Below are 22520 nucleotides of genomic sequence, written 5' to 3' on the forward strand. Positions count from 1 at the left end.
CTACTATAGAAAGGTGACACAATGATAAATCTAGATAACATTATTACTACGCGACGTACATTACATCAGTATCCTGAACTAGGCCTGAAAGAACATCATACAACAACATATATTATTAAAAGAATACAATCGCTTGGCATTGAATTCTTTACCCCTCTTGATACAGGAGTTATTGCAATCATCTGGGGATCTTCAAACGAAACAATCGCGTTTCGTGCTGATATTGACGCACTGCCGATTGAAGAACAAAACGATATTGAATACAAATCTACTGTGCCGAATGTTATGCACGCATGTGGCCATGATGGTCATACGACGATGTTACTATCATTAATGGAAGAAGTATACGCAATGCGTCAGAAAACACCATTAAAACATAATATTATGTTCATATTTCAACCGTCGGAAGAAGCAAATGCTGGTGCTAATTTACTGATACAAAACTTTAATTTTGAAGCATATAATATAAAAGCGATATACGGTATCCATATGATGCCTGATCATCCCGAAAGAGAAATGATTTACAGAAGTCATGAAATTACAGCCAGTGCAACTGAATATCGATTCTTTATTAATGGTAAAAGTGCACATGTTGCAAATAAAGAGCAAGGCCATGCTGCAAGCAACGCTTTAATTCAAGTCTTAAATCAAGTTAGTACACTCCAGCAGTTCTATTTACCAGGACTAGAACGTAATATTATTCACATCGGAAAGTTTAATGCTGGTGAAGCGATAAATACTGTACCTTCCAATGGATATTTAGAAGGTACAATCAGAACATATCGTTCAGCTGATTTAAATATTATCCAGCAGCAAATGGAACACATTGCACAAGCCGTATCATTAACAACACATTGTGAGGTCAATGTCGAATTTTCTGAAGGATATCCTCCAACAATCAACGATTCATCTCTTGAAGACAAAGTTGTACAAAGTATTGCACAATCTAATCTTGTCGCTGTAAAAAAAGATGTACCCTATTTATTCGGAGAAGATTTCTCTTTCTATAGCAGCCTAGCTCCAACTTACTTTGTATTTCTCGGTTGCAGAAATGAAGAAAAAGGTTATGTACATGGATTACATCATAATCAATTTAACTTTGATGAAACAGTATTACTGAACGGCATTAACTATTACTTATCATTAATTAGAGGTTACGAAGATGAGTGCTAAATGGGAAATTAATCAAACACAGTTTACGGAAAACATCAAACAGGTCATTAAAGATAATCCAGTAATTGCTGTCGTTAAAAATAATGCTTATAATTATGGCCTTGAATTTACGTTAGATTGCATGACAGCTTGTGGTATTAATTATTTCAGTACGACAAGCTTAGAAGAAGCAATTGCTATTCGTAACTATAATAATACATGTAGTATCTTCCTAATGAATCCAGTCACGGATTTCGAAAGTTTAAGACGATATAACATTGAAATGACACTGCCATCAACACAATTTTTTGAGCAATACAGCGATGAACTTTATGGCATCCCACTTCATATGGAATTTGAGAATTTGTTACATCGTTCAGGTTTTAAATCAATTGCTGAAATGCAGGAAACACTAGTAATCATTAAAGCACAATATCCTGATATTGATATTAAAGGATTGTGGACACATTTTGGATATGCCGATGAATTCAAAGTTACAGATTATAAAACTGAAAAGAAGGACTGGTTGGACGTAGTAAACACTCTGGCTCCGCTCCATTCATTTGAAGTCATACATGCACAAAACAGTGCAAGCTACGTACGTGAAGATGGTCTATTATCACAACATACACATTTACGACTTGGCATCATTCTTTATGGCTCTCGTCCCTATTCGAGTTTACCGGAAACGATAACCAGACAGTCATTACGTATATCAAGCCACGTCATACAAATCCGTAAAATAAATGCCGGTCAATCCGCTGGCTACAGTTTCGCATTTACTGCTCAAAAAGATACGCGATTAGCAGTCGTGGCTATTGGATACGGTGACGGTATTTTAAGAACACGCGCAAAGCATGACTGCTTGATTAATAACAGACGTTATCCTATTAAAGCGCTGATGATGAGTCATATGTTTGTTGAAGTCGATGAACACGTACAACCGGATGATATCGTATATTTATATCACGAACAGATGCGTATCGATGAATATACATTTTTAGGTGTGGGTGCTAATTCTGAACAGCTTTCTGCACTCAATCATAAAACACTAATACTGGAGGTTACACAGTGAATTTAACAAGAGAACAAGGCGTACTAACAATACACGGCCATTCATTACTAGATATAAAAGAACAATATGGTACACCTTTATTCGTATATGACGAATCATTAATCCGTAATCAATGCAGACGTTTCCATGAAGCATTACAAGCTTCAGGATTAACTTATACGATTTCATATGCATCAAAAGCATTTACATCTATTCAATTATTTAAACTGATGCAGGAAGAACATATGGGATTAGATGTCGTATCAGAAGGAGAACTTTATTCTGCCCTTACAGCTCAATTTGATCCGCAAAAAATCCATTTCCACGGTAACAATAAGACAGATCATGAAATTGTATATGCGATTGAAGCGGGTGTTGAATACTTTGTGATTGATGCAATTGATGAAATTGAACGCATCAATACTATCGCTAAACGTAAGAATAGTACTGTTAAAGCTGTATTACGCGTAAATCCAGGTGTAGAAGCACATACACATGAATTTATCCAGACTGGACAAGAAGATAGTAAATTTGGTTTAAGTATTAAACACGGACTTGCATTACAGGGCATAAAGCACATTCAGGAAACAAGCCATATTGACTTTTATGGTATACATTTTCATATTGGCTCTCAAATATTCGAATCAACTGGAACGATAGAAACAATACAAATCGTTATTCATTGGTTAAAAGAAAATAATATTGAAATTAAAGTTTTAAATATCGGGGGTGGATTCAGTATAAAATATATATCTGAAGATATCAGTTATCCTATTGAAGATGGTATTAAAGCCATAACTGAGACGTTAATTGATACATGTAACAAAATTGATTATAAAATACCAGAAATCTCTTTAGAACCAGGACGCTCAATCGTCGGTGAAGCTGGGATAACACTTTATGAGGTTGGAACTGTAAAGTCAATACCTGAAACAAATAAATATATATCTATCGATGGTGGTATGAGCGATCATATCAGGACTGCACTTTATGATGCACAATATGAACTCGAATTAGTAGATCGTGAAGAAAATCAAACTGAAAATGTAACTGTAGCAGGAAAGTTATGCGAATCTGGTGATATTATCGCACGTAATACCGCCCTACCCGTTTCAACGAAGCGTGGTGATACATTATGTGTGAAATCAACAGGCGCTTATCATTATTCAATGTCATCTAATTATAATCAGATGCTTAAGCCTGCTGTTGTCTTTGTTTCAGAACAAGGGGTACGTGAAGTCATTAAAAGACAGTCACTTAAACATTTAATTGCTAACGAAGTACAATAAAATAAGTAAAAGAAAGACACCCTGGAAAAACCAGGGTGTCTTTCTAACGTTCATATATAATTTATTGCATTAAAATTATAATTTTACAACGTTTGCAGCTTGTGGTCCACGATCGCCCTCAACCACTTCGAATTCTACTGCTTGTCCTTCTTCTAATGATTTGTATCCTTCTTGATTAATCGCTGAGAAGTGAACGAATACGTCGTTTTCTCCTTCGATTTCGATGAATCCAAATCCTTTTTCTGCGTTAAACCATTTAACTGTACCTTGTTTCATAATTAGAAACCTCCACACTATATTAATTCAATATGTGATTATTCACATATTACAAAATAAATAAAAAAGTGAATAAATATATTTACTTTGTAATATGGAATAATCATATTGCTATAAATAATTATAAAATACCGATAATCATAAATCAATACAATATTCTGTAAATTTAAACACTTTACAAATTTTACTTTACTGTAATAATAAAAAAATTTTAATTATCTTTTTTATCATTTATATAGTATTTATTATTATTTCAACGATATTGATATATTTCCCCATTATCAAGAAATAAAACACTATGAAAAATTTGAACATCATCATCGCAATCTTCACAGAATTCGATTTCACAATTGTTATAAAAAGCATGTATATCATACTTTCCAACTAATTCATTGCAAAAATGCTGTCTTAACATTACTAATTGCTCATTATAATAGCTTTTTGCTTCAGATAATTGTGAAAAACTTTTTATTTCGGTAGCTTTCTCTAGATAATCTTCAAACAGCCACCATCCTTCATAATCTGCTCTTATTGTTATGATTTCATACATCTTTTTCACCCCATTAAAAAGATTATCTTCTGTTTATTTCATATTTTCAAGTAAATCACCTTACAAATGCGATTTATTAGGTGTTTTGAGTCTTTTTACATATAATAGTGATAAGAGGTGAAGTATGATGAAAACAATACAAATTAAAGTTTTTGGACGTGTACAAGGTGTGGGATTTCGTTACTTCACAGCGCAACATGCGAAAGATAATAATATCACTGGCACGGTTCAGAATGTAGATGATTATGTTGAGATTTATGCAACTGGAGAAAATTCAGACTTAGATACTTTTACAGACAAAGTTATTCGTGGTGCTTCTCCAATGTCTCGCGTACAATCTTATGAGATTAATGATATACCAGAGCAACAATTTAAACAGTTTAAAACGATATAATATATTTAAAGGAAATGATGAGATGAAATACAATGCATCGTATATTTTTGGTGCGATATTTGCAGTACCAATCGCACTATTGACAGGGTTTATCAGCATGAATTTTTTTCAGTTTGATATGTGGCTTGATTCACTTGTTATGGCTGGTGGTTATCTAGGTGCATTCTTACCTATCCAGATGACGACTGGTAATAAATATTTAAAAGAGATGGGTGTTACAAAACAAGACTATAAATATATCAGACAGCAGATGAAGATTGCTGAACCAAAGATCAAACAATTATTAGTTCAATATAAAAAAGTACGTTCTGTAACTGATTTTCGCAATGTAAATGAAATTAATAAACTCGCACGCACAATTTATAAATCAGTGCAAAAAGATCCTAAGAAGTTTTTTAAAGTTGATAGCTTCTTTTTTTCTCATTTAGATAATACAGTAAATTTATTAGATCAGTTTTTATATTTATCAAGAATGCCGCATAAGACAGCTGAAGATAAGCAGTTGCTTTATAATGCCCGTTTAACACTTGAAGAATTAAAAAGAACTTTGCAGGCAGACTTAAAAGCATTAAATTCAAGTGACTATGAACAGATGAAAGTCGAAATCGATCTCGCTTCTATTCAGAAGTCCGGCCATCAAATACCGATTCAAAGTGACAATGCGAACCACGAAAATGTCAATCATAGTTATAAACATAGTACAAACAAACAGCAGGCTTTAGATTATGAGGAACGTGTGCCTGTTAATTTTAAACGTTCTAAACAATATGCACATGTAAACGAAAGGAAAGATATAAATGAATGAAAACGAGTTACTTAATGATTTAACGGCAAATCCATTTGAAAGCAATGCAGTGTTACAACCGGAACAAAAGAAAAATAATTTAACTACATATCAAACTGAAACCCTTTCTCCTGAAAAACGTGAAAAAATCAACCAGATTAAAAATCAGATTAAACCTCTCGATAATGAAAATTTATTGTTATATGGCGCAAGTGCACAACAAAAACTTTCTACATTTTCTCATCAAATATTAGATGAAGTACAAAAAAAAGATGTAGGTTCAATTGGTGACAGCCTTGATCAATTAATGAAAAAATTAAAAGAAGTTGATCCAGATGAAATTTCACAAGTCGAAAAAAGTAAGTTTAAAAAATTATTTAAACGCGTTTCTAAATCAGTCAATGAGTTAATTTCTAGATATCAGTCGGTTTCAGGACAAATCGATCGTATATCAGTACAGCTTCAAAATTCTAAAGATGTATTATTAAGAGATGTACATATGTTAGACCGCTTATATGAAGAAAACAAAGCATATTTTGAAGCTTTAGATATGTTTATCATCGCTGCTGAAGAAAAACGTGAAGAAATTCAGACCGTAATGCTTCCTGAGTTAGAGCAACGTGCATTAGCATCAAATGATCAGATGATTGTACAAGATGTTAATGATCTTAGACATTACCTTAATCGTTTAGACAAACGTATCTATGATTTGAAATTATCACGTCAAATCACTTTACAATCTGCCCCACAAATTAGAATGATTCAGGATGTCAATCAAACACTAGCCGAGAAAATTCAAAGTTCAATTCTAACAAGTATTCCATTATGGAAAAATCAGATGGCAATCGCCATGAGTTTATTACATCAGCAGAAAGCGTCTAAAGCACAACAACAGGTTACGAATACAACGAACGAACTACTGCTTAAAAATTCAGAAATGCTTAAGATGAATACAATACGAACAGCAGAAGAAAACGAACGTGGCATTGTAGAATTAGATACTTTAAAAACCACACAACAAAACATCGTTGATACGATACGTGAAACCTTAACTATTCAACAACAAGGTAGTGAAAAACGACGTGCAGCTGAAATAGAACTTGGCAAAATGGAACAGGATTTAAAACAACAATTACTCCAATTACAACAGGATCAACAAAATCGTAATTATTAAATAAAGAGACCTAAGACGTTAATTCAAACGTCTTAGGTCTTCATTTATTTATATGCAATTTTAGTTTGTCTTAATCCTAATACATAACCGATGATATATCCAACTACAGCGAATATTAGCCATTCCATTGATTGTGCTTTTAAAGGTAATGCATTCATAAAAGGAAAAATATTAAATTCTGCACTCAGTACAGATAAAACAGAAACAATCGTTACTAATATAATCGGAATTTGAAATGCTAATAATGGTGTTGGTACAAATTTTGCGACTAACATAATTAACACTAAGGTCATCGCTATAGGATACAAGATTAATAATACAGGAATTGATTTTTCAATTACTGCTTTTAATCCTTGGTTCGCTAATATAAAACTAAATAATGTAAAAGTAATTGCATATGTTTTATAAGATATTTTCGGGAATATTTCATTGAAATATTCACTTACAGCAACAACTAAACCTGTTGAAGTTGTTAAACAAGCTAAGCTCACTATGATTCCAATTAACAGCTTACCGAAAGTACCGAATGTATCATGTGCAACGTGCGTTAAAATATATGTACCTAAATCTAATTCATTTTTCTTAATTTCTGAAAGTTGTGCAGCTGATAAATGATAGTGACTACCAATCCATCCTAAAGTTAAGTAAATGAAACCTAATGCAATCGCAGCAATGATGCCTGCTAATACCGTTTGTTTAAATAAACCAGTTTCTTTTGTAATACCTTTATCTTTAATCGCATTAATAACAATTACTGAGAATGCAATCGCTGCAATTGCATCCATTGTTTGATATCCACTAGTAAACCCGCTAAAGAAACTTGTATTTAAATCCGTATAAACATCAGCTTGCGCCTTCACTGGTGAAGTACCAAATAATGAGAAGATACTTACCACAACTAAAGCAATAATAGAAATCAGTAATAGTGGTGTTAAGATTGCTCCTACTCTATCTACCATTTTAGATGGATTAATCGCTAACCATAATGTAATTCCAAAGAATATAATAGTAAAAATCAATAAAGACATTGCAGATGGTGCTTTTAAAAATGGTAACACAGCCATTTCGTAAGATGTTGCACCTGTTCTCGGAATAGCAAATAATGGTCCAATCGTTAAATATACTGCTGACAGAAATAAGATTCCGAATACCGGATTAATTCTATGAAGTACACCTTTATAACCTGATTCATCTAAAGATCCGACGATAATACCAAGTAAAGGTAAGCCTACCCCTGTTAAAATAAAACCAACAATTGCCGGCCAGAAAAATTGACCACTAGCAAAACCTAAATTTGGCGGAAAAATTAAATTACCCGCTCCAAAAAATATTGCAAATAACATAAAACCTACGACCCAAGTATTCTTATTCATGGGATGACCTCCTTACTTTAATGTTAATTATACTATCACTTTAAACGCATAAAGTCTATAACTTTTCAGAAAATTTAAAAAAAATACACACACCGTTAATATGTGTGTATAATTATCCTAAAATTGTTTCATACTTTGAAGTAATAAAGTTTTAAGAAGCGGCTGTATCACACTTGGTAACTTTTCTACACCTTCCACAAAGATGCAGTAATCATTATAAATATTTTTTATTGTTGCCATCGTATTTTCGTCGATTTTTGTCTGGCTTAAGAAAATATTGATGACATATATATTTTCTTTTCGCAGCGCAACTACTGCATCATGGGTATCTATAATACCATTCGATTCATAATCAAATGCTGATGGCTCACCATCTGAGAATACGATTAAAAATTTTTGTTTTTCCTGACGTGCTTTTAACATATTGCCAGCTATTCGAATCGCTAAACCATCCCGATTATCCTCACCTGTCTTATAACTCACTACATTTGGAGAATATTGATTTTGTAAGGAATTTTGGTAAGTAATGATTTGTTCTAAAATGTTTGGCTGAATATTTTTATCCGCTTCAAACCCATCTTCAGAGAAAGCCATAATTTCATGTCTTATCGATAATTGTTGTAATGTCTCATGAAACAACACGATACCCTTTTTTGTTTCTTCCAGTTTATCTTCCATGCTATAAGAAGCATCAATTAATAACATAAACGTTGCATCTAATTTATAGGATTTCTGATCTTCTTTATAAAATACGCGTTTGCGATCATCTAAAAACCATTGTGTAAGGTTACGACTTAATTTTCCTTTACTCAATCCTTGACGCTTTGCGCTGACCTCATGATCGACGCTTTTGTTAATCACGTTGACCAATGTTTTTATCTCTTTTAATACATCCTCTTTATATGTATTATATATTGTCAGACTTTTATCATCTTGCACAGTTTCTTTCCAAATTATCTTTGTATTGATGTTCTCTTCCCCGACGATGTCACTAATATCATTACCTTCTGCGTTTGTCTGAGGCGGTTTTGTCTTACCTTTCCCCATCATCATCTCAGTAATGTCATCACTTGCGTCACCTTCACGCTCATTTTCTTTTATATTATTACTGTTCGAACCTTCTGTTACTTCAGTCTCAAGATAAGCACCACTCTTTGTTTCTGTATCACGTTGTTTTGTCTGTACTGACTCTGATTCATCCATTTCTGCTACGTCTTGTTTCGCTTTATCTAAATTTGCTTTTTTAATAGCTTTAGCATTCATATATGCTAATTTCGGGATATGGTAATAGGCGTTTAACATATCTTTCGTTAAATTTGGTTCAATTAATAGCATAAGTCTTATTGCAAGATTTGCACTATCTTCAGTATTTTTTAAGTCATAAAATGATTGTAAGGCAAGCTGAATGCTATATTCAAGTTCCGTAAAAAACATTGTCTGAAAAGAAAGGATATTATCTGTCAGTAATGCATGTTCAATTTGTAAAAATAATTCATCAGTGGGCATCGCCTTTGTCTGATAAAATTTAATCTGGCTTTCATTCTCTTTTAACTTTGCTCGAATGCGTATATCAAAGAATTTCTTTGTGAAAGGTCTTTCTTCACTGATTAAATGCATTAATCTAAATTCATCAATCATCATAAAGAGCTGCTGAAAGAAGCTTTTAACTCGAAATGACTCTTCAAGTACATCTTCTACAACGTCTAAATCCGTGTACTCAAACCCAATAGCATGTAATATTGTGTCACTCTTTAATAATTTCATTTCTTCTTCACGTTCTCTATGTTTCCATTTGAATGCTACATTAATCGTATTTTCTGCAAGGTCAAAATAAGCAAACTTCTGAAAGTTTACTTTCACCGTCTCATCTTCACGTAATAATTGGGCTAAGTCAGTCAAAGTCATTATTAATGATGGATCGACGCGCTCATCATTAAATAATATAAATTTTTCACTCATTAAAAATTCAGTTCCATTGCATTGATAATCGCATTTTGTTCTCGCTCATCATCCAACTTATCAATGATTGCACGTTTCGCTGCACGTTCAATCGGCATTACTTGTATTAAATCACAGAAATCAAGCAAAGCACGGACTGAACTTGCTTCTTCACTAATTTGACCTTGACTCGCCATCGTTACTAAATCCTGATTAAACTTTATAATCTGATCAATTATCTTGGTATCTTGTAATGTCGTCTGTTCTACTATAACTTGTTTTAAGACATCACCACTTATATAGTGAAGATCTAAAACGACAAATCTATTTTTTAATGCTTCGTTCATTGGTAATGTACCTACATAACCAACATTTATCGCTGCAATAACTTTAAAATTATCATGTGCTTTAATCACTTCTCCAGTAAACGGATTCGTTATTGTTCTACGAAAATCAAGCACACCGTTTAAAATAGGTAACGTTTCAGGTTTAGCCATATTAATTTCATCAATGTATAATATGTTACCTTCACGCATTGCTTCAATAACTGGTCCATCCACGAATACGATTCGAGATTCACCATTGCTATTTTCGATTGTTTTATAACCTAATAAACTCTCTGCATCTAAGTCTACCGAACAGTTAATACTATTCATCTTCTGATCCATATCAACACTCAAAGTTTCTGCTAATTTCGTTTTACCAGAACCAGTTGGCCCCTTTAATAATACATTTTTACTTAAATTTAGCATTGCCAGAGCGTCCTCGTATATCGTTACATCGCTATTTTGATATTTTTGCATGATCTAACTCCTTTTCAAAATAAAAAGAGGCAATATTTTGCCCCTTTATTGTTTAACCTTATTATACATGATTGTACTAATATTTTGTTATAAACTGTTTTTACGAAATTGTCACAAAAAGTATTATAAATATAATACTTTATCAGTATTTACTTTCTGTATTAATAAAATTCTTAAATTTCTTCAAAATATTCTTTATAATATCCGCCAACTTTACCACTATTGTCTCGTATATGATAATATTCTTCTGTTTCATTGACCACATCATAAACTTGACCGACAGTAAGCATATCGTTTACTTTATATTTTTTAGCATCAACATTAACAACTTTAACTTGTTTGATTGCAGCTTTATCTTGCCATTCTTCATGTAACATATTAACAACCCCATATCTTTATTTTGTTTGAATTGGTTTTAATGCGCTTTCAATTTCATTTCTACGTGCTTCTAAAAATGGTGGTAAACTCAAACGTTCACCTAAAGCATCAACTGGTTCATCAGATGCAAATCCAGGACCATCTGTTGCAAGTTCAAATAATATACCAGAAATATCTCTGAAATATAAAGATTTAAAATAATATCGATCAACTACCCCTGAGTTTGGAATATTACCAGTATTTAATTTATTTAAGGCAGCTTGTAATTTTAACGCATCACTCACTCTAAAAGCGACATGATGAACACCACCATATCCTTGCTCTGTCTGACCAGTACGTTTTAAAAGATGTACTTCACCGCCGTTACCACCGTCACCCATTGAAAATACATGTACTGTATCTAAAGAGTCACTATGTTCGTATTCTCCGGTACGTTCCATACCTAATATTTGTGTCAAAACGGATGCTGTAACAAGCGTATGTTCTACAGCAAGTAAAACGGGTCCTAATCCTAAAACCTGATGAACACTTTCTACAGGACTATGTGGATTAGGTTTCCCCATCGGAATACCAGTATTCAATTCATCTGAAATCAAATAAATTAAGCGATCATCGAAATCATAGCAAGGTAGTGCATGTTTGCCGTTTATTTTAATAACCGCATCATATTTAATCTGCATTTCATCAAAACGCTGTTTAAAATAATAAAGGCTATAATCTGTTGGTACACGCAATGAAAAGGCATAAATATCATTTGTGCCACGTAAATGTTTTGGTGCATCTTTAAAATCAAAGAAAGTCACATCTGTACCTGGACTACCTTCATTATCAGCAAAAAACAGATGATATGTATCGACTGCATCTTGATTAACTGTCTTTTTAACAAGCTTTAATCCTAAAACTTTATGATAAAAGTCATAACACTTTTGTGCATCACTCGTAATGGCAGTGACGTGATGTAATCCTAATAAATCCATGATTTCTCCTCCAAATATAAAAAAAACAGTAACTTATACTTATTATAACGTGTATAAGTTACTGGGTAAATTATTTATAACAAATTAGCTTTCTAATAATAAATCTTCAGGATTTTCGATTAATTCTTTAACAGTTTTCAAGAAACCTACAGCTTCCTTACCATCGATAATTCTGTGATCATAACTTAATGCGACATACATCATCGGACGATTTTCCATGCGTTCTTTATCAATTGCAATTGGACGTGTCACGATAGAGTGCATACCTAAAATAGCAGCTTGCGTACCATTGATAATAGGCGTAGACATTAATGAACCGAATACACCACCGTTAGTGATTGTAAATGATCCACCCATCATATCATCTAATCCTAATTTTTTATCACGTGCTTTAATTGCTAAATCATAGATAGAACCTTCGATTTCAGCAAAGTTCTTCTTATCACAATCACGTACAACAGGTACTACTAAACCTTCGTCAGTAGATACAGCAACACCGATATCATAGAATTGTTTTAAGATTAAATCGTCTCCATCAATTTCAGCATTAACAGCAGGATATTTTTTAAGTGCTGCTACCACTGCTTTTGTAAAGAATGACATGAAACCTAAACGTGTACCATCATGATTTTCCTGGAATGCATCTTTTTTACGTTTACGTAAATCCATAACATTTGTCATATCGATTTCGTTAAACGTAGTAAGCATTGCAGTATTCTGAGAAACTTCTAATAATTTATTAGCAATCGTTTTTCTTCTGCGACTCATTTTTTCACGAATTACAGGTTTCGCAGGATTTTCAGGTTTTGCAGGTTTTTCCTGTGCTGGAGCTGCTGGTTTTTCAGCTTGAACAGGTGCATTAACTGCATTTTGTACATCATGACTTCTGATTAATCCTTTAGGATCGCGAGGATTAATAGAAGCTAAATCAATGCCATGCTCACGTGCATACTTTCTAGCAGATGGTGTTGCTACAATACGTCCGCTTTTTTCGTTAGATGTCATAGGCTCAGATGATTCCGGAGCATTTTTAGAAGTTTCAGCTGATTGTACTGTTTCTTCTGTTTTTTCAGAAGTTGCTGGAGCAGCATCAGGTGATTTATTTTCTGCTGGTGCTGATGTTGCCCCACCTTCACCAACGATTGCGATGACTGATCCAACTTCAACTGTATCTCCTTCTTGTGCTTTTATTTCTGTAATAACACCTGCTTCTTCAGAAATAACTTCTACGTTAACTTTATCTGTTTCAAGCTCAACGATATTTTCGCCTTTTTCAACTGTATCTCCAACTTGTTTAAACCAGGTTGATATTGTACCTTCTGTAATAGATTCTGCTAATTCTGGAACTCTGATTTCTGCCACTTTTATTTTCCCCCTTATAAGTTTAAAGCTTCATTGATGATTTTTGTTTGAACAAGTTTATGAATCTCATTATCACCTTCAGATGGTGCAGCACGTCGAACACGACCATAGTATTTAACGTCAATTCCTTGTGCCATCTCCAGTAATTCTGGATAAATATATTGCCACGCACCTTGATTTTCAGGTTCCTCCTGAACAAATCCGATTTCAGTTAATCCACGTAAATCGTTAATAATTGCTTGAATTTCTTCCTTTGGTAATGGATACAATTGTTCTAATCGAATTAAGTGAATTGTATCATTTGGATTTTTTTGCAATTCAGTGTATAAGTCAATAGCTACTTTCCCACTTGCAATTAACAACTTCTTAACTTTCGTCTTTTTATAACTTTCAGAAATAATAGGTTTAAAGCTACCCTCAGTAAACTTATCCACCGTATCTGCTACGAAGTTATTACGTAATAAACTCTTTGGACTCATTAATACTAGTGGTCGCATCTGTAACGTATTTAAATAATGTGCCTGACGACGTAATAAGTGGAAATAGTTTGCTGTCGAAGTTACATTCGCAACCGTCCAGTTATTTTCACCGGCAAGCTGTAAGAAACGCTCTAAACGTGCAGAAGAGTGTTCCGGACCTTGTCCTTCATATGCGTGAGGTAAAAGCAACGTTAATCCACTACGTTCTCCCCATTTAGCATTTGCACTTGATACAAAATTATCAAAAATCATTTGTGCCATATTAGCAAAATCTCCATACTGAGCTTCCCATACAGCTAATGCATCATTATTTTCAAGATTATAGCCATACTCAAAACCTACAACAGCTGCTTCTGATAACGGAGAATTATGAATATCAAAAGATGCTTTTGCGTCAGAAATGTGTTGTAAAGGTACATATTTATCTCCATTGTTCTCGTCATTTAATACCGCATGACGATGTGCAAATGTTCCTCGCTCCGCATCCTGACCTGTATGTCTTACAGGTTTTCCGTCTTGAATGATTGTTCCATATGCTAAAAGTTCAGCATGTCCCCAGTCAATTAATCCATCTTTAGTAAATGGATCATTTCGACGTTCAAGAATTTTTTGAAGTTTATTAAATACTGTAAATGTCTCTGGAGTATTTAACATTTCTTCATTTAGTTTCTTCAATCGATCAAATGAAACGCCAGTTTCCACACTTTCATAACCTTCTGTCACTTCAACAGGTGCTAGCATTTCACTGTCATTATTTTTAGTACTCTTATCTATTTTATCATGTGCAGCACGCATTTCAGCAGTAACACTTTCAAAAATTGCATTCATTTCATCTTCGGTAATAACACCTTCTGCTACAAGTTCTTTACCGTATTTGATTTCAATACTTGGATGACCTTTTACTTCTTTATATAACATTGGGTTCGTAATTGTTGGTTCATCCATTTCATTATGACCGTAACGACGATAACCTACTAAATCAATTACGAAATCCTTGTTGAATTTTTGACGGAATGCCATTGCAAGTTCAATCGCTTCCATACAAGCTTCGACATCATCAGCATTAACGTGAATAATCGGTAAGTCATAACCTTTCGCAACGTCAGTTGCATACGTAGTGGATCTTGAATCATATGGCTCAGTTGTAAACCCTACACGGTTATTTGTAATAATATGCAGCGAACCACCAACAGAGTATCCATCTAAATTGCTTAAATTCATACTCTCAAAGTTAATACCTTGACCAGGAAATGCTGCGTCTCCATGAATTAAAACTGCTAATGCTTTATTGAAATCCTGTTCAGGTTTATTCACATCAGTAGTTATTTCCTGAACTGCACGTGTCTTACCTAAAACGACAGGTGCCACAATTTCTAAGTGAGATGGATTATTTGCAAGTGACACGATTTGTTCGTTACCATATTTTGTCGTTGTCTTTTTACCACCTAAGTGATATTTAACATCACTTGTCCAACCTTTAGTGACCACTAACGAACCATCTTCCGGCAAAAATTTCATAGGGTCGGTATGCATAAACTCAGATAACATCATTTCGTACGGCTTTTCTAAAATGTGTGTTAATACATTTAAACGACCTCGGTGTGCCATACCTATTTCAATATTTTTGATGTTTTCTTTGTTTCCAATACGCAATACTTGCTCTAACATTGGTACTAAAGCATCTACACCTTCAATAGAGAAACGTTTTGCTCCTACAAAATTTTTATGGATATATTTTTCAAAGCCTTCAACGTGTGCAAGACTCTTTAATAGATTAATCTCTTCATCTTTACTTAATTGATGATGCTCACGTGATTCGATTTGTTCAATTAACCATTCACGTTCATAAGCATCATTTATATGTGAAATTTCAAAACCAATTGTACTTTGATAAGCCGCTTGTAGATGAATGATTGCTTCTAATGCATTGGCAAATTTTTGAGCATATTGATCAGAAATAAGACCAGCTGGCAAAGATTTCAAATCTTCTTCTGACAGATTAAAATCCTCAAGCGATAATGCTGGCAAATTTTCTCTCTGTGGACGGTATAATGGATATATATCAGCTGTAAGATGCCCATACAATCTAATATTATCGATTAACTTTAACACACGCTTAACTTTTTCAGTATCGGCATTACCTGCACTAGTTGCATTGCCTGATTGTGCTGATTGCCCCCCCTGAATACTTGAAAATAAAACTTGTAACTCATCAGATACCGACGATGGATCCACTAGATATTGATCGAACATGTCTAAAAGAATACCTAAGTTCGTTCCAAATCTAGGTGGTGCTTCATCTAGGTTTTTACCTTTTGTCATGGTTCCACCCTCCATTTAATTAAATAAAACGTTTACATAGCTATTTTAACAAAGCAAAGCACGAAATTAAAGGGGAAAAACATATCTTTGTGAATTATATTGTACGTATCGGGAATTGTATAATAACTTTTGTAAATTGATTGACTTCACTTTCTATCTTCACTTGTCCTTTATATGTTTCGATTAACTTTTTAGCGATCGATAAACCCAAACCATTTCCACCTTTACTTCTTGCTCTTGATTTATCAACACGATAAAAACGATCAAATATATTCGGAATATCTTCTTTTGGAATACCTTCTCCATTATCGATAATTTCAATCTGAACTAATTTATTCTTCAAAGAGGTACGAAGTACAATATGTTTATTAATCTGATCATATTTCATCGCATTATCCAGAAAAATCAGTAAAATTTGTTCAAAATGAAAACGATTGATATTCAGCTTAATCTGTTCATGAGTTGAATGATATTCAAACATATAATCGTCTTTTAACTGTTGTATGGAATGAATTCTACCTTGAATTTCTGCATTGATATCAATATTTTCAATCTGCTTTGTTTCTAATAAATTTGAGTCTTTCGATAATAATAACAATTCTTCTACAAGTTTATTAATACGATTCATCTCCTCCAATGAGATAGAGAGAGATTCTTCTAATATTTCGGGATTATTTTTCCCCCATCTTTGTATGAGATTTAAATGACCATTAACAATCTGTAGTGGTGTACGAAGCTCATGACTTGCATCTTCTACAAATTGTTTCTGCTGTTCAAAGCTTGATTCCAGCTGACTCATCATCTCATTAAATGTGTCAATCATATCATCCGTTTCATAGTAACTCGTAGAGACTTGCAGTTTATTTTGAAAACCATCTCTTTTAATTTGATTCATCTTACTCGAAAGTCTTCGAATAGGCTTTGTAATCTGATTAGAAAATAAAAAACTGATTAAAGCCGTCATAAATAAAGCTGTAAGCCCAAAAAAACTACACAGCAATATAAGAAATTGCATCACATTAAAGTAATCATCCAGAGAACGTGCAACGGTAATATAGCCGTTATAATGTTCGTTGTGAAATGGCGTTGACATTAATAAGAATTGTCTTTCTCCAATTTTTTTCTGAACAAGACTGCGTTCATTTGTCTTTATAACTGGTAGATTAAAGTCGTAACTAGAATTCGTACTGACATCATAAATACTATTTCCATCAAGATTATACAAAAATACTTTTTCATTTTTATTGATTGCACGGTAAATATCTGACTGTGTCACTTCGCCAGTCGTTTTTTCTTCAAATAGATTAGAAATATCCGTGACACTTTTCCTTAGATCTTCTACTTCCTGCTCTTTTTGGTATGTACTGATTAAAAATATTATGAATAGGCTAAAAATCATAAAAATGATAAATGTCAGTGTCGTTGTTAAGACAGTCCATTTAGAGCGTAATGATTGTGATTTCGTATTCATCGTATGACATAACCTACGCCGCGGACGGTTTCTATCAGCTTATGATATTGAAATGGTTTAAGTTTATTTCTTAAATATCTTATGTACACATCAACTACATTTGTCTCAACTTCACTTTCATAACCCCAGACACTTGTCAGAATCTGTTCTCTAGTCAATACATGTTTTTTATTCTCTACAAGTAGCTTAAGCAGTTCAAATTCAGTCTTTGTTAATTCAAGTACTTTTTCGTCAATCGAAACTGAGAATGCATCAAGATTGATCTTCATTTGATCAATTTGTAAGATATTTTCTTCAACAATATCATTCTTCGGTTGCTGTTGACGACGTAAAATCACCCTTATTCTCGCAAGTAACTCTTCTATATCAAAAGGTTTTACGATATAATCATCTGCACCATAATCCAAACCAATGACTTTATCGTAAGTATCACCTTTCGCTGTAATTATAATTACTGGAGTATCTTTCACTTTTCTAAGTTTCCTGCATACTTCTAAGCCATTAATTTTAGGTAGCATTAAATCCAAAAGTATACAGTCATAGTCATTTCTTATTGCTTCTTCAAGTCCAGCTTCACCATCATAAACGACACCGACATCATAACTTTCATGCATCAATTCTAACTGAATAAAACGGGCTAAATTTTCTTCATCTTCTATAATTAAAATACTATGCAAATCACCAACTCCTAAAAAGCTATTTCTTGTTGTATTTCTCCTGAATTTGTTTAATATTTTCTTTCACATCTGGCCATTCATCATCAATGATTGAATAAATAATTAAATTTCTTCTCACACCATCTAGATTACGTTCTTTACGAATAACACCTTCTTTTTGAAAACCTAATCGTTCTATCGCTCTATTAGAACGTTCATTGCGCTCATCTGCTCTAATTTGAACACGTACCATATTTAATGTTTCAAAACAGAATTCCAATAGTAAAAACTTACTATCTGTATTAACATAAGTTTTTTGTGCTTTCACACCAAACCAGGTCGTTCCAATTTCACAACTATCATTATCATAATCTATCTCTTTTATTCGCGTAGAACCAACTACTTCATTTGTTTCTTTCATTACGACGATAAAAGGAATAGATTTCATCTTTTCTCTTAAATGCACCGCGTCAATGACCCATTGTTCCATTAAATCCATATCTGTCGCTTTAAATAACATATAACTCCAAATTGATTCATGGTTGATTTCATGAAGATCTTTCGCATGTTCAATTTGCATCGGTATTAATTTAATTCTTTCATTCTCTAACACGACAGATTCAAATACGTTAATTGTCACTGTGGCACCTTCTTTTTCTGTGATATAGCAAAATCATATCAAGAAATTAAGAAAATTCATATGTTTATGATTAAAATTTACAAAGAAATAAAAATCAACACAAAAAACTCCTGACTGGGCAAAGTCAGGAGTGTATGGGCAAAATATTGGGGGGTTAATTGAAAATGTTCTACTAGAGGGGGAACTCTTCAATTGAGAACCATTTTCAATAACTATTATACCTTATTGAGAACGATTGTCAATTACTTTATGCAAAATTGTTTGAGATAAAAGAATACAAACAATACCACCTACAATTCCGGCAATGATATCTGTCGGATAATGAACACCTAGATAGACTCTACTTGAAGAAATCATGATAATTGTAAACACACATAATCCAATCAAATATGGTTTTAACTTACGATCACTTTTACTAAAAAGATATGCGAGGCTTCCAAAAAATGCGGTTGACCCCATTGCATGACCACTCGGGAAGCTAAATCCAGTAATATCGATTAGACGAAGTAAAGTTGGACGTTCTCTATCGAAAATATTCTTTAATAAAGGATTTAATGTACCTGATAGAATCATAGATAGTGCAAAAAATAACGCTTCTATCTTTAATTTTTTCAGCATAAGATATGCAACTACTAGTAAACTTAATGCTATCATTGCCCAGACTTCACCCACTTTAGTAAATCCGAGCATGATAGACGTTGTAATAAAACTTTCAGAAGAATATATAAATTCATATACTTCATTATCAATCCATTTACCTAGTCTTGATTCATGGAAAAAAGCTATTACGCCAAAAATAAAACTAAATATTAAAATTAAGGTAATTCTTCTCGCTCTCGACATATTATCTCTCCTACTTGGCATCAAATATAATTTTTTCTAAAAGGGTTTCTGCTGTATATGTAACCTGTTCAGCATGCATTTTATTTTTTATTTCAGAATAATTTTTTTCTACTTTTTCAATCGTATTGATTATATTCTGACTATTTAATTCAGATTCATGTAAAACTTCTGCAAAACCTTTAGATTTAAAAATCTTGGCATTTTCAATTTGATCGCCTCGGCTTTGATCTAAACCGAGTGGAATTAATATCATCGGTTTCTTTAATGCTAAAAATTCATAAAGTGCGTTTGAACCAGCACGTGAAATCATAATATCTGTAATTTTGTAAAGATGCATTAACTCTTCAGAGACAAATTCTCTCTGATAATAACCATTTTTTTGAATTGAAATATCTAGATTACCACGACCCACAAGATGTATAATTTGATATTTTTTTAATAAAATATCTAAATTATCTCGTACAACTTGATTAATAATCTTAGAACCAAGTGAACCACCCATAATCATAAGTACTTTCTTATCACGATTAAATTGTGTGATTTGATAAGCTTTTAACGCGTCTCCAGAAAATAAATCATCGCGAATAATACCGCCAACATAATCAGATTTTTCTCTAGGAACATATTTTAAAGTTTCTTCAAATGTCGTATAGAATCTATTCGCGAACTTTAATGCTAATTTATTAGCGAGTCCTGGTGTTACATCAGATTCATGGATAATAGTTTTAATATTAAGCATTTTTGCAGCAATTGTAACAGGAACAGCAACAAATCCACCTTTTGAAAATACTATATCCGGTTTTTCTCTTTTTAAAACACGCAATGCATCTAATACGCCTTTTTGAACTTTAAAGATATCCTTAAGATTTTCAGCAGAGATATATCTGCGTAATTTTCCACTCGAGATGCCATAATATTTAACGTTTGGAAATCGTTTTGTAATTTCATCTTTTTCTATCCCATTTTTAGAACCGATATATATACATTCAATCCTCTGCGCTTCTGCTTTAGGAATTAAAGCCATGTTAACAGCGACATGACCAATCGTTCCCCCACCCGTAAATGCAATTTTCATTCTTTTCACTCCATTATTTTGATTTTGCTTCTTTTATTGCTGTTTTTAATTGTGTATCATCAGTCTGAACTTTTTTCATTAATAATTCAGTAAACTTTTCAGTTGTTTTGCCACTGAATTGACCATTGATCGTTAAATCTTTGTCTGTCTGGAAATCAATAATTGCTTGTTCAGTCTTGCTATCAAATACAGTGTCTATTTTACCAGGATTATACCCTAGAGCTTTTAGTCCTAACTCTAAAGATTTAATATTATTACCTTTTTCACCAAGACTCAGCACTGTATCTGGATCTAATATTTGCGCATTCGTATATGCAGGTAATTTTGCTTCAACATCTGGTACAATTCCTTTTTTATGAATCCAGTTCTCTTTAGGCGTTAACCATTTCATTTGTGTATATTTCAACATCGATTTATCTTTATAAGGCGTTGCAGTCTGAACGATACCTTTACCAAATGATTTCGTTCCAACAATTTCTGATTTATCATTTTCACGCATTGCTTCAGCAAATACTTCTGAAGCACTCGCCGAACCTTCATTAAGCAGGATCACTGTTTTCAAATCCTTTGTGATTGGATTGGCAGGATTTTTCGCTGTCAGATTCTTTTTATCACCTTGTTTATTTTCTGTATATAAAATGGTATCACCTTTATCAAGAAACTCATTCGCCATCTTAGTAGCTTCATCCAGATAACCACCAGGATTATTGCGTAAATCAATGACTAAACGTTTCATACCTTTTTCATGCATGTTTTTCAGCGCATCATGAAATTCTGTTGAAGTTTTTTCCTGGAATTTTGTCACTGTAATAATAGCAGTTTTATCTTTTGTAATTTTTGAAGTAACACTGTTCATATGGATTTTATCACGTGTTATCGTTACTTTAAATGGATCCTGTGACCCACGTTTAATGGTTAAAACGACATCTGTTCCCTTTTTACCACGTATTTTGTTGACAACTTGCTGTGTATTCCATCCTTCAATGGTCTTACCATTAATTGCTAAGATGATATCATTTGGTTTAATACCTGCCTTATATGCTGGTGCACCCTTAATCGGACTTGAGATTAAGATTTTTCCATCCTTTTGTTCAACTTCTGCTCCAATACCTTGAAAATCACCTTGCATCGATTCAGAAAATTCACTTTGTTCTTTTTCTGTCATATATTCACTATAAGGATCTTTTAATCCACTAACCATCCCTTTAATAGCTGCATCGACGAGGTCTTCTTTTTTTACATCTTTATAGTAATCCTGGTTTAAAGTATCATAAACATGATAAAGTTTTACAAATTCACTACGTTTCGGAGAATCATCTGTAATGATTTTTTCATTGCCACTTAAGATTGAGAATGCAGTAATCGCAGCAGTAATGATGATTGTCGACACAATCATCATTATAAATTTAAAAGGGGAAATCACGTAATTTCTTTTTATCTTTTTGTCATTTTCTTCATTTGATTGATCAAAATCATTTTTGTCATGGTTCAACATATTTCACATCCAATTAATTTAAGTTTATTTCAATA

At 33.0% G+C, this 22520-nt stretch carries 21 protein-coding genes; 6 read left to right on the forward strand and 15 right to left on the reverse strand.

Annotated elements, in window-relative coordinates:
- Positions 1–21 precede the first annotated feature (21 nt).
- From KFV12_RS07205 to lysA, 3 genes are read left to right on the forward strand one after another with little or no spacing between them, the layout of a single operon-like run.
- A complete protein-coding gene (locus KFV12_RS07205) occupies positions 22–1173 on the forward strand; it encodes a M20 metallopeptidase family protein (protein ID WP_254256454.1) in 1152 nt (383 codons plus the stop codon).
- Complete coding sequence (gene alr, locus KFV12_RS07210; protein WP_254256455.1) at positions 1163–2227, forward strand: alanine racemase; 1065 nt, start codon at positions 1163–1165, stop codon at positions 2225–2227. The genes KFV12_RS07205 and alr overlap by 11 nt, the downstream gene beginning before the upstream one ends.
- Positions 2224–3495, forward strand: a complete 1272-nt coding sequence (gene lysA / locus KFV12_RS07215; protein WP_254256456.1) for a diaminopimelate decarboxylase — start codon at positions 2224–2226, stop codon at positions 3493–3495. The genes alr and lysA overlap by 4 nt, the downstream gene beginning before the upstream one ends.
- A 75-nt stretch (positions 3496–3570) precedes the next feature.
- Here the strand turns inward: lysA and cspA are convergent, their stop codons facing one another.
- Together cspA and KFV12_RS07225 are read right to left on the reverse strand one after the other, a co-directional pair.
- Positions 3571–3771, reverse strand: a complete 201-nt coding sequence (gene cspA, locus KFV12_RS07220) for a cold shock protein CspA (RefSeq protein WP_016912585.1) — start codon at positions 3769–3771, stop codon at positions 3571–3573.
- A gap of 253 nt (positions 3772–4024) precedes the next feature.
- The gene (locus KFV12_RS07225) at positions 4025–4321 is read right to left on the reverse strand and encodes a DUF1033 family protein (RefSeq protein ID WP_254256457.1); all 297 of its coding nucleotides are present in this window, start codon (positions 4319–4321) and stop codon (positions 4025–4027) included.
- 127 nt (positions 4322–4448) lie between these two features.
- On the opposite strand from KFV12_RS07225, the gene KFV12_RS07230 reads away from it, so the two are divergent.
- Genes KFV12_RS07230 through KFV12_RS07240 form a run of 3 tightly spaced genes read left to right on the forward strand, consistent with a single transcriptional unit; the run spans position 4449 to position 6673 of the window.
- Positions 4449–4715, forward strand: coding sequence for an acylphosphatase (locus tag KFV12_RS07230; protein ID WP_111715526.1), 267 nt, complete (start codon positions 4449–4451; stop codon positions 4713–4715).
- A 22-nt stretch (positions 4716–4737) separates the two neighbouring features.
- Positions 4738–5520: a 5-bromo-4-chloroindolyl phosphate hydrolysis family protein gene (locus KFV12_RS07235; RefSeq protein WP_170122451.1), complete on the forward strand. Its 783-nt coding sequence runs from the start codon at positions 4738–4740 to the stop codon at positions 5518–5520.
- On the forward strand, positions 5513–6673 hold the full coding sequence (locus tag KFV12_RS07240; protein WP_111714931.1) for a toxic anion resistance protein: 1161 nt from the start codon (positions 5513–5515) through the stop codon (positions 6671–6673). Before KFV12_RS07235 ends, KFV12_RS07240 begins: the two co-directional genes overlap by 8 nt.
- A 44-nt stretch (positions 6674–6717) precedes the next feature.
- Here the strand turns inward: KFV12_RS07240 and brnQ are convergent, their stop codons facing one another.
- The 13 genes from brnQ to KFV12_RS07305 form a co-directional block, all read right to left on the reverse strand.
- Positions 6718–8046: a branched-chain amino acid transport system II carrier protein gene (gene brnQ, locus KFV12_RS07245; RefSeq protein ID WP_254256458.1), complete on the reverse strand. Its 1329-nt coding sequence runs from the start codon at positions 8044–8046 to the stop codon at positions 6718–6720.
- 117 nt (positions 8047–8163) lie between these two features.
- Entirely contained in the window at positions 8164–10005 is a 1842-nt protein-coding gene (locus tag KFV12_RS07250; RefSeq protein WP_254256459.1) for a vWA domain-containing protein, read from the reverse strand.
- Positions 10005–10787 carry an ATP-binding protein gene (locus KFV12_RS07255; protein ID WP_111714936.1) on the reverse strand — a complete coding sequence of 261 codons (783 nt, stop codon included), beginning with the start codon at positions 10785–10787 and terminating at the stop codon, positions 10005–10007. Before KFV12_RS07255 ends, KFV12_RS07250 begins: the two co-directional genes overlap by 1 nt.
- A 173-nt stretch (positions 10788–10960) precedes the next feature.
- Complete coding sequence (locus KFV12_RS07260; RefSeq protein WP_111714937.1) at positions 10961–11164, reverse strand: DUF6501 family protein; 204 nt, start codon at positions 11162–11164, stop codon at positions 10961–10963.
- Positions 11165–11182: 18 nt separating this feature from the next.
- Complete coding sequence (locus KFV12_RS07265; RefSeq protein WP_254256460.1) at positions 11183–12142, reverse strand: ring-cleaving dioxygenase; 960 nt, start codon at positions 12140–12142, stop codon at positions 11183–11185.
- An 84-nt stretch (positions 12143–12226) separates the two neighbouring features.
- Positions 12227–13504 (reverse strand): 2-oxoglutarate dehydrogenase complex dihydrolipoyllysine-residue succinyltransferase, encoded by a 1278-nt coding sequence (odhB, locus tag KFV12_RS07270; RefSeq protein ID WP_239242984.1) that lies wholly within the window; start codon positions 13502–13504, stop codon positions 12227–12229.
- A gap of 14 nt (positions 13505–13518) precedes the next feature.
- Complete coding sequence (locus tag KFV12_RS07275) at positions 13519–16305, reverse strand: 2-oxoglutarate dehydrogenase E1 component (protein WP_254256461.1); 2787 nt, start codon at positions 16303–16305, stop codon at positions 13519–13521.
- Positions 16306–16399: 94 nt separating this feature from the next.
- On the reverse strand, positions 16400–17776 hold the full coding sequence (locus KFV12_RS07280; protein WP_111714943.1) for a HAMP domain-containing sensor histidine kinase: 1377 nt from the start codon (positions 17774–17776) through the stop codon (positions 16400–16402).
- Entirely contained in the window at positions 17773–18453 is a 681-nt protein-coding gene (locus tag KFV12_RS07285) for a response regulator transcription factor (RefSeq protein ID WP_111714945.1), read from the reverse strand. The genes KFV12_RS07280 and KFV12_RS07285 overlap by 4 nt, the downstream gene beginning before the upstream one ends.
- Before the next feature lie 19 nt (positions 18454–18472).
- Complete coding sequence (locus KFV12_RS07290) at positions 18473–19072, reverse strand: GNAT family N-acetyltransferase (RefSeq protein ID WP_096076500.1); 600 nt, start codon at positions 19070–19072, stop codon at positions 18473–18475.
- A gap of 222 nt (positions 19073–19294) precedes the next feature.
- Positions 19295–19915: a phosphatase PAP2 family protein gene (locus KFV12_RS07295; protein WP_111714947.1), complete on the reverse strand. Its 621-nt coding sequence runs from the start codon at positions 19913–19915 to the stop codon at positions 19295–19297.
- A 10-nt stretch (positions 19916–19925) separates the two neighbouring features.
- Positions 19926–20990, reverse strand: coding sequence for an undecaprenyldiphospho-muramoylpentapeptide beta-N-acetylglucosaminyltransferase (gene murG, locus KFV12_RS07300; protein ID WP_111714949.1), 1065 nt, complete (start codon positions 20988–20990; stop codon positions 19926–19928).
- A gap of 13 nt (positions 20991–21003) precedes the next feature.
- Positions 21004–22485 (reverse strand): S41 family peptidase, encoded by a 1482-nt coding sequence (locus tag KFV12_RS07305; protein ID WP_239242986.1) that lies wholly within the window; start codon positions 22483–22485, stop codon positions 21004–21006.
- Positions 22486–22520 lie beyond the last annotated feature (35 nt).

It is taken from the genome of Macrococcus epidermidis (assembly GCF_024205965.1).
GTDB lineage: Bacteria > Bacillota > Bacilli > Staphylococcales > Staphylococcaceae > Macrococcoides > Macrococcoides epidermidis.

Bases quoted from the DNA above. Each gene is read 5' to 3' on its own strand.
- KFV12_RS07205 (WP_254256454.1), top strand. From the start codon at position 22: ATGATAAATCTAGATAACATTATTACTACGCGACGTACATTACATCAG.
- alr (WP_254256455.1), top strand. From the start codon at position 1,163: ATGAGTGCTAAATGGGAAATTAATCAAACACAGTTTACGGAAAACATC.
- cspA (WP_016912585.1), bottom strand. From the start codon at position 3,771: ATGAAACAAGGTACAGTTAAATGGTTTAACGCAGAAAAAGGATTTGGA.
- KFV12_RS07225 (WP_254256457.1), bottom strand. From the start codon at position 4,321: ATGTATGAAATCATAACAATAAGAGCAGATTATGAAGGATGGTGGCTG.
- KFV12_RS07230 (WP_111715526.1), top strand. From the start codon at position 4,449: ATGAAAACAATACAAATTAAAGTTTTTGGACGTGTACAAGGTGTGGGA.
- KFV12_RS07235 (WP_170122451.1), top strand. From the start codon at position 4,738: ATGAAATACAATGCATCGTATATTTTTGGTGCGATATTTGCAGTACCA.
- KFV12_RS07240 (WP_111714931.1), top strand. From the start codon at position 5,513: ATGAATGAAAACGAGTTACTTAATGATTTAACGGCAAATCCATTTGAA.
- brnQ (WP_254256458.1), bottom strand. From the start codon at position 8,046: ATGAATAAGAATACTTGGGTCGTAGGTTTTATGTTATTTGCAATATTT.
- KFV12_RS07250 (WP_254256459.1), bottom strand. From the start codon at position 10,005: ATGAGTGAAAAATTTATATTATTTAATGATGAGCGCGTCGATCCATCA.
- KFV12_RS07255 (WP_111714936.1), bottom strand. From the start codon at position 10,787: ATGCAAAAATATCAAAATAGCGATGTAACGATATACGAGGACGCTCTG.
- KFV12_RS07260 (WP_111714937.1), bottom strand. From the start codon at position 11,164: ATGTTACATGAAGAATGGCAAGATAAAGCTGCAATCAAACAAGTTAAA.
- KFV12_RS07265 (WP_254256460.1), bottom strand. From the start codon at position 12,142: ATGGATTTATTAGGATTACATCACGTCACTGCCATTACGAGTGATGCA.
- KFV12_RS07275 (WP_254256461.1), bottom strand. From the start codon at position 16,305: ATGACAAAAGGTAAAAACCTAGATGAAGCACCACCTAGATTTGGAACG.
- KFV12_RS07280 (WP_111714943.1), bottom strand. From the start codon at position 17,776: ATGAATACGAAATCACAATCATTACGCTCTAAATGGACTGTCTTAACA.
- KFV12_RS07295 (WP_111714947.1), bottom strand. From the start codon at position 19,915: ATGTCGAGAGCGAGAAGAATTACCTTAATTTTAATATTTAGTTTTATT.
- murG (WP_111714949.1), bottom strand. From the start codon at position 20,990: ATGAAAATTGCATTTACGGGTGGGGGAACGATTGGTCATGTCGCTGTT.
- KFV12_RS07305 (WP_239242986.1), bottom strand. From the start codon at position 22,485: ATGTTGAACCATGACAAAAATGATTTTGATCAATCAAATGAAGAAAAT.